Origin of the sequence: Enterococcus sp. AZ103, assembly GCF_051714685.1 — a bacterium.
GTDB lineage: Bacteria > Bacillota > Bacilli > Lactobacillales > Enterococcaceae > Enterococcus_A > Enterococcus_A alishanensis.
In genome coordinates this window covers 2,578,231-2,591,424 of sequence record NZ_JBIOSI010000001.1, presented here as the reverse complement: position 1 = coordinate 2,591,424, position 13,194 = coordinate 2,578,231, and the positions used below count along the sequence as shown (strand labels likewise).

The 13,194-nt window shown below is 33.3% G+C and carries 14 protein-coding genes; all 14 read left to right on the top strand.

All coding sequences use genetic code 11. The features are described 5' to 3' along the window. The first annotated feature begins 5 nt into the window (after positions 1-5). Complete coding sequence (locus tag ID741_RS12985) at positions 6-305, top strand: PTS sugar transporter subunit IIB (protein ID WP_218324776.1); 300 nt, start codon at positions 6-8, stop codon at positions 303-305. Between the two features lie 12 nt (positions 306-317). After that, positions 318-959: a 3-keto-L-gulonate-6-phosphate decarboxylase UlaD gene (locus ID741_RS12980; RefSeq protein WP_218324828.1), complete on the top strand. Its 642-nt coding sequence runs from the start codon at positions 318-320 to the stop codon at positions 957-959. A gap of 1 nt (position 960) precedes the next feature. Then, complete coding sequence (locus tag ID741_RS12975; RefSeq protein ID WP_218324777.1) at positions 961-1,818, top strand: L-ribulose-5-phosphate 3-epimerase; 858 nt, start codon at positions 961-963, stop codon at positions 1,816-1,818. Next, the gene (locus tag ID741_RS12970) at positions 1,811-2,521 is read left to right on the top strand and encodes an L-ribulose-5-phosphate 4-epimerase (protein WP_218324778.1); all 711 of its coding nucleotides are present in this window, start codon (positions 1,811-1,813) and stop codon (positions 2,519-2,521) included. Before ID741_RS12975 ends, ID741_RS12970 begins: the two co-directional genes overlap by 8 nt. A 673-nt stretch (positions 2,522-3,194) precedes the next feature. Continuing rightward, the gene (locus tag ID741_RS12965) at positions 3,195-4,115 is read left to right on the top strand and encodes a nucleoside hydrolase (RefSeq protein WP_438720242.1); all 921 of its coding nucleotides are present in this window, start codon (positions 3,195-3,197) and stop codon (positions 4,113-4,115) included. Positions 4,116-4,136: 21 nt separating this feature from the next. Further along, a complete protein-coding gene (dcuC, locus tag ID741_RS12960; RefSeq protein WP_218324780.1) occupies positions 4,137-5,543 on the top strand; it encodes a C4-dicarboxylate transporter DcuC in 1,407 nt (468 codons plus the stop codon). A gap of 5 nt (positions 5,544-5,548) precedes the next feature. After that, the gene (locus tag ID741_RS12955) at positions 5,549-6,028 is read left to right on the top strand and encodes a GNAT family N-acetyltransferase (protein ID WP_438720241.1); all 480 of its coding nucleotides are present in this window, start codon (positions 5,549-5,551) and stop codon (positions 6,026-6,028) included. A gap of 51 nt (positions 6,029-6,079) precedes the next feature. Next, entirely contained in the window at positions 6,080-6,808 is a 729-nt protein-coding gene (locus tag ID741_RS12950) for a winged helix-turn-helix domain-containing protein (protein WP_438720473.1), read from the top strand. Between the two features lie 254 nt (positions 6,809-7,062). Further along, the gene (locus ID741_RS12945; protein ID WP_438720240.1) at positions 7,063-8,253 is read left to right on the top strand and encodes a phosphoenolpyruvate hydrolase family protein; all 1,191 of its coding nucleotides are present in this window, start codon (positions 7,063-7,065) and stop codon (positions 8,251-8,253) included. A 92-nt stretch (positions 8,254-8,345) separates the two neighbouring features. Then, a complete protein-coding gene (locus ID741_RS12940; protein WP_438720239.1) occupies positions 8,346-9,563 on the top strand; it encodes a Tm-1-like ATP-binding domain-containing protein in 1,218 nt (405 codons plus the stop codon). A 3-nt stretch (positions 9,564-9,566) separates the two neighbouring features. Continuing rightward, a complete protein-coding gene (locus ID741_RS12935; RefSeq protein WP_438720238.1) occupies positions 9,567-10,397 on the top strand; it encodes a phosphoenolpyruvate hydrolase family protein in 831 nt (276 codons plus the stop codon). Positions 10,398-10,627: 230 nt separating this feature from the next. Then, positions 10,628-10,939 carry a PTS sugar transporter subunit IIB gene (locus ID741_RS12930; protein WP_218324784.1) on the top strand — a complete coding sequence of 104 codons (312 nt, stop codon included), beginning with the start codon at positions 10,628-10,630 and terminating at the stop codon, positions 10,937-10,939. 16 nt (positions 10,940-10,955) lie between these two features. Beyond that, positions 10,956-12,842 carry a BglG family transcription antiterminator gene (locus tag ID741_RS12925; RefSeq protein ID WP_438720237.1) on the top strand — a complete coding sequence of 629 codons (1,887 nt, stop codon included), beginning with the start codon at positions 10,956-10,958 and terminating at the stop codon, positions 12,840-12,842. A 16-nt stretch (positions 12,843-12,858) separates the two neighbouring features. After that, positions 12,859-13,194, top strand: a complete 336-nt coding sequence (locus tag ID741_RS12920; protein WP_438720236.1) for a PTS lactose/cellobiose transporter subunit IIA — start codon at positions 12,859-12,861, stop codon at positions 13,192-13,194.

Here is a 13,194-nt window from a genome sequence, read left to right as displayed (position 1 = left end):
TTATAATGAGAATTTTAGTATCTTGTGCAAATGGATCTGGAACTAGTTTAATGATGATGAGAAGTGTAGAAAAAGCGATGAAAGATTTGGATGTAACTATAACAAAAATTCATCACTGTGCAATTTCGGAAGGTAAAAGCTCAGCAGGTCAATATGATGTTGTTTTCACTCCTATGAATTTTTTAAGTATGTTTGCTCAAGCGCAAAAAAAAGGAACTACAGTGATAGGTATCAAAAATGTTATGTCAGCAAAGGAAATTGGCGAGAAATTTGCTGAGTCTGAAATTTATCAAAAAATGAAATAAAAGGGGTTTAATATAGTGAGACCAAAATTGCAAATTGCTCTGGATCATAATGATTTAGAAACTGCTTTGGCTGATATCGTCAAAGTTGGTGATGTTGTCGATATCATTGAGGTAGGAACAATATTATGTTTACAAGAGGGCCATCGTGCCATTAGTTGTATCCGTAGCCTATTTCCTGAAAAAATAATTATTGCTGATACTAAATGCGCCGATGCAGGAGGAACAGTCGCTAAGAACGTCGCTGTTGCAGGAGCAGATTTTATGACTGTTATTTGTTGCGCTACTTTACCAACAATGGCAGCTGCAAAGGAAGAAATTAAAGAACTTCAAGTGGAACTATATGGGGATTGGACATTTGAACAAGCACAGCAATGGTTAGATTTAGGAATCACGCAGGCAATCTATCATCAAAGTCGTGATGCTTTATTATCAGGTGAAACTTGGGGTGAAAAAGATTTAACAAAAGTAAAAAAATTAATTGATATGGGATTCAATGTATCAGTTACTGGTGGGTTGACGGTTGAAACATTGAAATTATTTGAAGGTTTGGCAGTCTATAATTTTATTACAGGTCGTGGGATTTCAGCGGCACCTGATCCAGTCAAAGCTGCTGAAGCCTTTAAAGCTGAGATTATACGAATTTGGGGTGAGTAAGTTGACTCAAATTGGGATATATGAAAAAGCTTTGCCAAAGGATATTTCATGGTCAGAAAGATTTTCGTTAGTTAAGGAATTAGGATTTGATTTTATTGAAATGTCAATTGATGAAACAGATGAGCGATTGGCTAGATTAGACTGGTCAACAAAAGAAATAAAAGAACTGAGAGAAGCGATGTTTAGTTCTGGCGTAAGAATTCATTCAATTTGTTTAAGTGGTCATCGTAGGTTTCCTTTTGGTTCTAGTCAAGTTGAAGTGCGTAAAAAAGCCATCGAAATAATAGATCAGGCGATTAAACTGGCTGATCAATTGAGCATTAAAGTGATCCAAATTGCAGGCTACGATGTTTACTATGAGGACAAGTCAATGAGTTCCAGAGAAGCATTTATTACTGGTTTAAAAGAAAGTGTTCGCAAAGCTGCACAGTATGGTGTTATTTTGTCAATCGAGATTATGGACGATCCATTTTTAAATTCAATTACTAAGTTTATTGAAATAAAAAAACAAATTCATTCGCCATATCTTCAAGTTTATCCGGATTTGGGAAATTTATCTGCTTGGCCGGAGAATAATCCTGCTTATGAATTAGAGTCAGGTATTGACTATATAACATCAGTCCATTTAAAAGATACCTATTCAGTTACTAAAGATTTTCCGGGTCAATTTAGAGATGTTCCTTTCGGTGAAGGGTGTGTTGATTTTTTAGGTCTCCTAAAGACATTAAACAGGTTGGATTTTCCTGGTCCATTCTTGATTGAAATGTGGAGTGAAAATAGTTCAAACTATCAACAAGAAATTCAGTCAGCAAAAACGTATTTGTATCCGAAGTTATTGGAGGCGGGTTACGATGTTTAAAGAAGTCATTGAAGAAATGAAACAGCGAGTTTATCAAGCCAATATGCAGTTGCCGCAATTAGGATTAGTGAAGTTAACTTGGGGAAATGTTAGTGAGATTAACCGTGAAGCTGGCGTCATTGTCATTAAACCAAGTGGTGTAAATTATAAAGATATGACACCTGAAAAAATGGTGGTCACAGATTTAAAGGGAAACGTTGTTGAAGGAGAAAAATTAAGACCCTCATCAGACTTAGCTACACATGTTGTATTGTATGAACAAATGCCAGATGTTCAAGCAATTGTTCATACACATTCCACCAACGCGGTGATGTGGGCACAAGCTGGTCGCGATCTGCCTTCCTATGGAACGACCCATGCTGATGCATTTTTTGGGTCAGTACCTTGTACACGACAGCTGACCAATGAAGAGGTAATCAATCAATATGAAGAAAACACAGGGAAAGTGATCGTAGAAACTTTTCGTGAACGAAATATTCAACCCACAGAGGTTCCAGGAGTACTCGTTTATGGTCATGGGCCTTTTACTTGGGGAGATACCCCCAAAAAAGCAGTGGAAAATAGCTTGATTCTTGATGAAATTTGTGTGATGGCTAGAGAGACTGAACAAATCAATCATAAAATCTCTGCAATTCCACAATATTTATTGAATAAACATTATTTTCGCAAACACGGAGATACAGCCTATTATGGGCAAAGTTAAATAAAATGCGGTAGACAAAATTTTTATTTTTGCTTCAGCTTGTAGACGAAGAAGGTTCCACACTCAAAAAATCGAGTGTGGAATTTTTTTATTTGAATGATTTTGAAGTTGCGTGACTAACTATTTCTAATTCATTACAGGTAAATTCAAACTTCGTTTGCATTGCCCTTTCTTATAATCTTGATGCGTTCTTTGAGATCAGTAATAAAAAGCGAGAGTTAAGAAGAAATATGTAAGATTTCTTTTGGGATTAAAATGGTTACTTAGAAATTTTGAAGATATTAAAACATTTTTCTTTTTGCTAAAAGAATGACTGATTTTGAAAAGGGTACGCTACGAAAATTTTTACTCATTTTAATATTTGTTAGAGGTTGGCAATCAGATAAATTCATACATAAGAAAACAATTTAGAAGGCCATAGTTGATATAAGATGTCTTCAGGTGATAATTAGAAGTTCGTAAGGGTGGTAAGAATTTTCATAATTGATTGTTTAACATTATTTCTAGTCTTCTAAGAACTAGACTAGAATTCTTTGTCTAAAGTATATGACCATTTTTTCATGATGTCGCTAAATATAAAGTTGTATTTTTTAATATAACGTTGACTTAAATAATACAATGTTGTATTATCATTTTGGAAACGTTTCAATACAATAGAGAAAGAGTGATTATTATGAATAAAAAATCCGCAATTATCAGTACAGACCCAGGAATTGATGATGCTGTTGCAATCGCATTGGCACTTTTTAGTGAACAATTAGAAGTAAAGTTAATTTGTCCTATTTTTGGAAATGTAAGTTTAGAGAACACAAAATTAAATACTGAAAAATTACTTACGCTTTACAAAAAATCCCCCCGCATTGTATTAGGTAGTCACAAACCGTTATTAAGAAAATCAATTAATGCTAGCAATGTTCACGGAAAGTCTGGAATGGATGGTTATTCTTTTCCTGCTTCAAATATTTTAGTAGATGAAACTATAACTGCGGCAGCAGCTATGCATGAAGTCGTTAATCAGTCAGATGATAAAACGACAATTATTGGGATTGGCCCATTGACAGATATTGCATTATATATTCATTTATATCCACAAGATTTTAAGAAAATTGAAAAAATTGTTGTTATGGGTGGAAGTTTAGGTCGAGGAAATTACGGTGTTTTATCTGAATTTAATTTTGCAGCTGATCCCGAAGCTGCCAAAATAGTTTTTGATAGCGGTATCCCAATTCAAGTAGCACCTATGGAAGTTGGTCGTCAAGCCAAGGTGATGCCTGAAGTATCTGAAAAGATAAAAAAACTTGGTGCAATAGGTGATATGTTCTATCAATTATTTTCAAAATATCGAGGCGGTAGTTTTGCCACAGGATTGAGCATGTACGATGCTTTAGCAATCGGATTGGTTTTAAATCCAACGATGTTTGATATTGTTTCAACAAGAGTGGAAATAGAAACAACTGGTTTGTTAACTGCCGGAGCTTCATTGATTGACCTTAAGGGTTATCTTGATCTTCCTGCAAATGCCGAAGTAGCTGTCAGTGTAGATCCAAAACAATTTGAAGAGTGGTTTATCGAGGCTATTGCTAAAACTATATAAAGAAAGAGTGGTTGAAATAGTATGAATGTTTTATTAACTTGTATTGTTGGTATATTAGCAGTTGGAATTCTTGTTTATATGTTATTGAAGAAAAATGATATTAAGATGACCCTATTATTTTTAGGTGTTGTTCTTATGTATATTGCACTTTTAATGGGCAGAAAACTTGAAGTAAGTGATCCTACAGGTGCATTATTACTCGATCCGTTCCAAGTAATTGTTGATCAATTTACAAATACATTGGTTGGACCTGGTTTTGTTATATTAATTTTAGGTGGATACAGTGCCTATATGAATCATATTGGTGCTAACAAAGTAACTGTACAAGCATTGACCAAACCAATCGCAAAAATTAAATCAATCTATATTTTGATTCCAATAGTTTTTTTAATTGGTAATTTGTTGTCTCTAGTTATTCCAAGTGCTTCTAATTTAGCTATTATATTATTAGCAACACTTTATCCAGTTTTGCGTACAGCAGGTATGTCTCGCCTCAGCGCCGCGGCGATTATTGGAACTTCGGCTACTATTGTTCCAACACCTTTAGGTTCCGACAATGTGGCAATTGCCTCTTTGCTAAATGTAAACGTTACAGACTATGTTTTTAAAAGCCATGCACTCGTTTCAATTCCTACTTTACTAGCGATCGCTATTGTTCATTATTTTTGGCAGAAGCATGAGGATACTAAGCAGCATGAAACATTGAGTTATGAAGAGGAAATAGCTGAAAATGATGGAAGTGAAGCAAAAGTGGATACCGAAACTTCTTATTCAGGATTACAAGCATTTGTTTATGGTACATTACCTCTTCTTCCTATTATTTTATTGTTGATTGTCTTTGTTTTGAATATATTCCTTGGAACTACTTTAAATATCAGTGTTCAAGTTGTTAGTTTGATCAGTTTTATCATTGCCGTTTTAGTTGAATTTGCGACTCATCATTCGATTAGTTCTGTATTAAAAGAAACAAGTTACTTTTTTGACGGTATGGGAAGTGTAATGAGTATTGTCGCCTTATTAGTTTCTGCGCAGGTATTTGTTCAAGGACTTACTTCTATAGGGATTATCGAATTAGTTCAAAAAACGATGGAAAATATTAATGGTGCAGGTATTCTTCTTCCAGTTATTATGGTTGTTTTCACAGCAGTTATTGTATTATTAAGTGGAAGTGGGACAGCATTACTTTTTGCCATGATTCCTTTGATGATTCCGCTTTCTAAAGCTGCAGGCATAGATCCGATTGCTTTATCAATCCCTATGCAACTTTCTGGGAATTTACTAAGAGCTGTGTCACCAGTTGCAGCTGTTGTCCTAATTGTTGCTGGTACAACGAAACTATCTCCTATGCAAATCGTTCGTAGAACATCTGTGCCAATGATATTTGGGGTTGTCCTTTCACTAGTCTTATCGCTAATACTATTTCAATAGTTGGTATGAATTATCTTAAACGAATTGCTGTCTCTAGTGACTATTCAAATATTCTAAAATTAATCAATAACGGAAAAGAACAGATGAAATCTGCTGGAATTACTCAATGGAATGATTCCTATCCCAGTAAGGAAATTATTTGGCAAGACATCATTAAAAAGGAATTGAGACTTTATGGAGATCATTACGAGGCTAGTGTGACTGTTTCAAAACATGAGCGTACTATCTTTATTCAACCGTTAGTCGTTCATTCTCAGCATCAACGAAGTGGCATTGCGCGATTTATTCTGACCGATATTATTAGACAAGAAAAGGTAAATTCCGAGGTTGATCAACTTAAAATAAGTACGAACCATTCGAATATTCCTGTTCAAAAACTTTTGACTAGTCTCAATTTTATTCCTTGCAGAAAATACCTTATACCTAATCGTGAACAATTTGGAGACTTTATTGAATTTATTTATCCGCTAAGAATTTTCAAATAAAGATTATGATACAATGTTATTATATTTATTTTACGAGGAATGAGGATGAAGATGCATCGTACACCAAAATATGTCCAAGTTTACAATCAAATTTTATTGATGATCAAACGGTCACAATTTGCACCTGGTTCAAAATTACCTTCAGAAGAAAAGCTGACAAACGATTTTAATGTTAGTCGAGTGACTTTGAGAACTGCTTTATCTCTTTTAAAAGAAGACGGTGTTATCAGCAGTATTCATGGTCAAGGTCATTTTGTTACTATGACAGAAACACAAAAAAATGATCAAGGAATTCGCGTGTTAAGATGTCCAATTTTAGATAGTTTGACAATCCCAATTGAAGAAATCACTCATAAAGATGCTTACTATTTTAAAAACCCCAGCAGTGTTTTTACAGATAAGCTATTTGGCGTCAAGGATATTTCTTACTTCACTTTAAATATTTGGTATAAAATCAATCAGTTGAATGTCGCAAACATTTTCTCGATTTTGTTGCCTGAAACAATTAAAAAATTTAATTTAGATTTGGAAGATGAAGAGCAAATTGTCCAATTTTTAGAAGAAGATATATATCGTGAAGTCGCTAACTCAAAATTAACAATTAGTATTTCTTCAAGAGAACCTGATAGTTTTAGACGTGAATTTTCTGAGGAAGATAAGTTAGTTCTAATGACTGAAAATCTCTATTCTATGAATGGGAAAGTTTTAGCACAAAATAAGTACTATATTTCTGATAATTTTTTCAGAACTTCATTAGTTCGTTATCAATCGAACCAGTAAATTTGGTACTTCATAAATGTGAGGCTTAGTTATAAGTTATCACCGATAAACATAATTATCCGTTTTAACAGCAGTTATGATCAACTTAATAAACAGTGGAATAAACGATTTAGATTTGATCGTTATTTCACTGTTTTTTTAATATGTATAACATATCTGTAAAAAGTAGTAACTAAAATAAAATGGATTTTTTCTTTAGAGAAAGCTAAAATTTACTATAAATTAAAAATGATTTACTAAACTGAGAGGTAGAAATGAAAAAAGAGGTATTTTTACAAAAGTTGAAGCGTCAAATTTATGATGGTAAATATCTTTTAGGTATATCCACAGCAACAGGAATGAGTGCAATTAATGCAAAAGAGGGTGGGGCGGATATGATTCTTGCCCTAAACTCAGGAAAATTTAGGCAAATGGGTCGAAGTTCATTAGGTGGCTATCTTCCATTTGCTAATAGTAATGAACTGGTAAAGAATTTCTCGACAAGAGAGTTGCTACCAATACTTGCAGATTTTCCTGTTCTGTTTGGTGTAAATGCGACAGATCCATTGATGGATTCAAAAGAGTTAATTAAGTATATTGGCGAAAGTAATTTTACCGGTATAGTCAATTATCCGACAATTAGTTTGATTGATGGGCAATTTAAAGAAGCTTTGGATGAACAGGGTATTTCCTTTTCTCAAGAAGTAGAATTTATTGCTGAAGCAAAGAAGAATGGATTGTTTACCATGGGGTTTATCACAAACACTGAGGAAGTGAGGCTGATGGATCAAGCAAAACCTGATATCATTTGTATTCATTTAGGACTTACTGAAGGTGGAAGTTTGGGTGCTAAAAAGATGCGCTCTTTTGAAAATATGTTATCGACAATTCAAGAAATAACAGCGTTACTAAAGAGTAGGAATTCAGCGAGCATTATTATGGTATACGGAGGACCTATTAATGATTTAATAGAGGCTCGGTATATTTATAATCAATTTCCAGAAATAAAAGGATATATTGGTGGATCAACATTTGAAAGAATTAATTCTGAACAAATTTTATCTTCACAAATCAAATCTTTTAAAGATGCGACACATACTCAGCATGACAATTTAACGATTCAAATTTTAGAAGGCATAGAGAAATACTATGATTATGTAGATTTTATAAAAAAGTATATCAGTGAGAATTATTCTACGCCAATTTATATCAGTGAACTGGCTGAATTTACTAACTTATCACTCAGCTATCTGAGTGACTTATTTAAGAAGAAAACGGGGATCAGTTTTACAGAATATCTAATTAAGTTTCGACTGAATAAATCAATTGAATTAATGAATTCTACTGATTTAAAATTGGTGGAAATAGCAGATTTAGTTGGCTATCCAGATTACGCCCAATTCAACAAAATATTCAAAAAGTATATGAAGAAACCACCAAAAGAATACAAAAAATCTAATATATAAACTATTTTTCATAATAATAAAACGTTTTCAACCGATACTTGAAATCATATACTTACCTTGTAAGCAGGAAATTAAAAAGGGGGTATAAATAATTGAAAACGGTAGCTTTAGTCGGTACATTCGATTCGAAAGGAACAGAGTATCAATACATTAAACAACTTTTAGAAAAACTTGACTTAAATGTCTTTACTATTCACACAGGTGTTTTCGAATCCTCATTTGTACCAGACATTGATGTCTCTGAGATCGCTGAACAAGTTGGTGAAGATATTGCTCAGATTCGTCAACGAAATGATAGGGCATATGCAACGGAAATTTTAGCTAAGGGTTTGGAGATTTTATTGCCAAAGCTGTATGAAGAAAATTTATTTGAGGGTGTTCTTTCTTTTGGTGGAACGGGTGGCACTTCTTTAGTAGCTCCCGGTATGCGTCAATTACCAATTGGATTACCAAAATTAATTGTTTCAACAGTTGCTTCAGGAGATACTAGTGTTTATGTTGGTACAAGTGATATTATCATGATGCCATCGATCGTTGATGTTTCAGGTTTAAATAAAATTTCTAAAAGGATTTTTGGAAACGCGGTTTCCGCAATGGCAGGATTGTTAAACTACCGATTTGAAACAGAAGAGGATAAACGTCCTTTAATTGCAACAACAATGTTTGGCGTCACTACTCCGGCGGTAAATTATGCGAGAGAGTATCTTGAAAAAAATGGATACGAAGTTTTAGTTTTTCATGCTACAGGCGTTGGTGGTCGAACAATGGAATCGTTAATTTCAGATGGCTATTTTAAAGGAGTTCTCGATCTTACGACTACAGAGTGGGCAGACCAACTTGTTGGCGGGATTCTAAATGCTGGAGAAAAAAGACTTGAAGCAGCAGCCTCAGCCAAAGTTCCTCAAGTAGTTTCACTTGGTGCAATGGACATGGTTAACTTTGGTCCATTTGATACTGTGCCAGAGAAATTTAAAGAAAGATTGTTTTATAAGCATAATCCTACGGTTACTTTGATGAGAACAACAGTGGAGGAAAATAAAAAACTAGGACAAATAATTGCAGAAAAATTAAATTTAGTTCAAATAGAAACTGTCTTAACCATCCCTAAAAATGGTTTTTCAGGTATTGATGTTGTAGACGCTCCTTTTTATTATCCAGAAGCAGACCTTGCGTTGATTGATGCAATAAAAAAACATTTAAATAATGAAAAAGTAGAATTGATTGAATTAGACTATGCTATAAACGATCAAGCTTTTGCGGAATTTTCAGCACAGCAGTTGATTAATCTGATTGATAAGAAAGGAATTTAAATTATGAATACTCAAACAAGAAAAGACATTATTAGCTCTTTTAAAGAAAAAGTTAAAACTGGTGACATTTTGGTTGGTGTCGGTGCAGGAACAGGAATCACCGCTAAAAGTAGTGAAGCTGGCGGGGCAGATATGCTAATTATTTATAATTCGGGACGCTATCGAATGGCTGGAAGAGGATCACTAGCAGGACTTCTTTCTTATGGAGATGCAAATCAAATTGTTGTAGAAATGGGACAAGAAGTTTTACCCGTGGTTAAAGAAACACCTGTTTTAGCTGGAGTTTGTGGAACTGATCCGTTTCGCGTAATGGACGTTTACTTAAAACAATTGAAAGAACAAGGATTTAATGGGGTACAAAATTTTCCAACAGTCGGATTGATTGATGGTGTTTTTAGACAGAACCTTGAAGAAACTGGAATGGGATATGACTTAGAAGTTGAAATGATCAAAAAAGCTCACGAATTGGATATGCTAACTACGCCATATGTATTTGATCCAGAACAAGCTAGAAAAATGGCGGACGCGGGAGCTGACATCTTAGTTGCCCACATGGGATTAACTACTAAAGGAACTATTGGAGCAAAAACAGCACTAACTTTAGATGATTGTGTTGAAAAAATCGAAGCAATTATCCAGGCAGGAAGAGAAGTTAATCCTGAAATTATGGTTATTTGTCATGGAGGACCGATTGCTGAACCGGAAGATGCCAAGTATGTAATTGAAAAAACAGAGGGAATTGATGGATTCTTCGGTGCTTCGAGCATTGAACGTTTTGCAGCAGAAAAAGGTATACGAGAACAAACAGCGGCTTTTAAAGATATAAAAAAATAAATAATTGATAAAAAAACTAGATTGATCATGATGATTAATCTAGTTTTTTTTGTTTTTAAAAGTAATCAGGCGAGCTTTGATGCAATGTTTATTTTAGAAACATATGATTTCGCAAATACTTTAAATTATTGAACATCAGAAAAATTTCCTACCCTTAGGAAAAATATCAAAATGAAAGTAAAAAAATTTGACTGTACAATGAAATTATAAAAGAAGAGGAGGAATTCAAAATGACAACGAAAGTACTATTAATATGTGGAACAGGTGCTTCATCTGGTTTTATGGCAGCAAATGCAAGAAAAGCAGCAAAGAAAGAGGGATTAGATTTTGAAATCAAAGCCAAAAGCGAGTCAGAAATTACTGATTACTTAAATGAAATTGATATTTTATTGGTTGCGCCCCATTTAAAGTACATGTTGAATGAAGTTAAAGAGGAAGCGGAAGCTGCAGGAGTCAAAAGTGCGATTATCCCGCAAAAAGTTTATGGTGCACTAGATGGAAAAGGTTTAATAGAAGAGGTAAAGCAATTAAAAGAAGAATAAACATTGGGTGATGTCATTGGATAAAGAATTAGCACTACTTAGATATCTGAAACGTAATACAGGCGTTCGTATTACTTCTAGAAAATTAGCAGAATACTTGGACGTATCCACTAGAACAATTAGAAATTATATTAAAAGAATAAATGAGAATGAGCCAAACCTAATTATTTCAGATTCAAACGGGTACCAAATTAATCTGGAGAAAAATTATAAAGATATTGATAGTAATAATATCGAAAGCCAACGTAAAATCTATATTCTGCGACGATTAATTAAAAATGTTCATCGTGGTTTAGATTTATATGATTTGGCGGATAGTTTATATATATCTGAGTCAACATTGAAGTCAACCATCAATTCTATCAATAAAGACATTAAACAATGGAATGTCACAATAAAAAGTCGAGATTTTAAAATATATATTGACGGCAATCAATATGCAATTCGACACTTACTCCTAAATATTCTAAATCAGTCATCAGTTGAAAATTTTAGCCTTTCTCATGAAATTCAAGAAATACTTGGACCGAATATTAAGTTAGATGATTTATACAAAATATGTTTGAAATACCTTGGCGCTGAGACAAGTAATACCTTTTTCTTAAAAAATCTCGTTTTCCATCTTTCAATTGCCTTAGATAGAGCAACCACAGAACTTTTAGCTCCTCAAAATTTTTCAAATGACGTTGTTGAAGAAATTATCAAAGAAATTCAAGATAACTATTCGTTGTATTTTATTAAAGAAGATTTAGACGAGTTTGATGAGCTTTTCGAGCAAATTTATCATCGGAAATTTGATGTTTCTAAAGGGAAAAGTGAGAAACATATCAATAAAATTAGCATCATGTTAAAAGAACTTGAAAATGTTTATGGTATAAGTTTTGAAAATGAAGATTTTAAAAATCGGCTCTTGATTCATATCAACAGCCTTTATCAACGTGCGAAAAAAAATATTTTCTCCAGAAATTTAAGCTTTGAGAAGATTAAGGTCAAATATCCAATTTTATTTGATATCGCAGTATATTTAGCTTCACTTCTTGAAAAAAATTTAAATATTGAAGTTAACGATGATGAGATCGCTTTTCTAGCCTTACATATAGGTGCTTTTTTAGAAAGTGAACCAGCATCATCAAACTTACGATTGAAAACAGCGATTGTTACGCCAGGATATTTAGATGAAGGCACACAAATTGCAAATCAAATTAAGCGTGAATTTTCAAATGATTTATTGGTTACTGATGTCCTAGATGTAGATATTTTTGATCAAGTGACGGATTCTTTTGATTTAATTATTACGAACTTCCCAATGACTGATCTTTGGCAGCTAAAGAACAGTACCACCAAACAAGTAACCGTTCATGATAGCATTTTACCGGTAGAAAAGAATGAACTATGGGAAGCGATTCGTGAAATAAAAAGTGACTACTATAGCGAAGAAATAACTGTTTTGCTGAATAAAACTTTAAAAAAGAGCAATTTTTTAACTAATTACAGTGGCAAAACATATAAAGAGGCATTAAAAGATATTTCTGATCATTTATTCAAAAGTGGCTCAGTGGATAAAAAATATTTTGAGCAGCTGACTGAACGGGAACAGGCTTCTTTTACAAGCTTTCCTAGTGGAATCGCGATTCCTCATACTTTAAGAATGGAAGCAAAAAAAACTGATGTAGCTATTATGATTCCAAAGGAAGAAATTCAGTGGGGAGATAATAAAGTAAAGCTTATTGTTGGCATTTCAATCAATAAAGAAGATAGACAGATTTTTAATAAAGTTTTTCAGCGCTTTGTAGAGATAATCTCGGCAGAGGAAAATGTTACAAAATTGAGTAAACAGATGGATTTGAATGAATTTTTGAACTTATTAATTCAATTAATGAGCGAGGACAACTATTACGAATAAGTAAGGAGGCATAATAATGGAATTAGGTATTAGTAGAGATGAGCTCAATATTATCTCTATGAATGTTATTTTGCATGCTGGAAATGCCCGTGACTTAAATATGTCTGTTTTGGACATGTTAGCGGAAAATGACAAAAATTATATAGCAATTGAAGAAAAAATTAATAGTGCAAAGAAAGAATTAAATGAAGCTCATAAGTTTCAGACAGATATGATTCAGTTAGAAGCTAATAATAAGGAAGTTCCTTTTTCTGTCCTTTTAATTCATGCGCAAGATACTTTGATGACTATTACAAGCGAAGTTTTGATGACTGAAAAAATGGTGAAAATTTTTAAGAATAAGGAGGACTAA

Bases quoted from the DNA above. Each gene is read 5' to 3' on its own strand.
- ID741_RS12985 (WP_218324776.1), top strand. From the start codon at position 6: ATGAGAATTTTAGTATCTTGTGCAAATGGATCTGGAACTAGTTTAATG.
- ID741_RS12935 (WP_438720238.1), top strand. From the start codon at position 9,567: ATGAATACTCAAACAAGAAAAGACATTATTAGCTCTTTTAAAGAAAAA.
- ID741_RS12955 (WP_438720241.1), top strand. From the start codon at position 5,549: ATGAATTATCTTAAACGAATTGCTGTCTCTAGTGACTATTCAAATATT.
- ID741_RS12930 (WP_218324784.1), top strand. From the start codon at position 10,628: ATGACAACGAAAGTACTATTAATATGTGGAACAGGTGCTTCATCTGGT.
- ID741_RS12950 (WP_438720473.1), top strand. From the start codon at position 6,080: ATGCATCGTACACCAAAATATGTCCAAGTTTACAATCAAATTTTATTG.
- dcuC (WP_218324780.1), top strand. From the start codon at position 4,137: ATGAATGTTTTATTAACTTGTATTGTTGGTATATTAGCAGTTGGAATT.
- ID741_RS12970 (WP_218324778.1), top strand. From the start codon at position 1,811: ATGTTTAAAGAAGTCATTGAAGAAATGAAACAGCGAGTTTATCAAGCC.
- ID741_RS12965 (WP_438720242.1), top strand. From the start codon at position 3,195: ATGAATAAAAAATCCGCAATTATCAGTACAGACCCAGGAATTGATGAT.
- ID741_RS12945 (WP_438720240.1), top strand. From the start codon at position 7,063: ATGAAAAAAGAGGTATTTTTACAAAAGTTGAAGCGTCAAATTTATGAT.
- ID741_RS12920 (WP_438720236.1), top strand. From the start codon at position 12,859: ATGGAATTAGGTATTAGTAGAGATGAGCTCAATATTATCTCTATGAAT.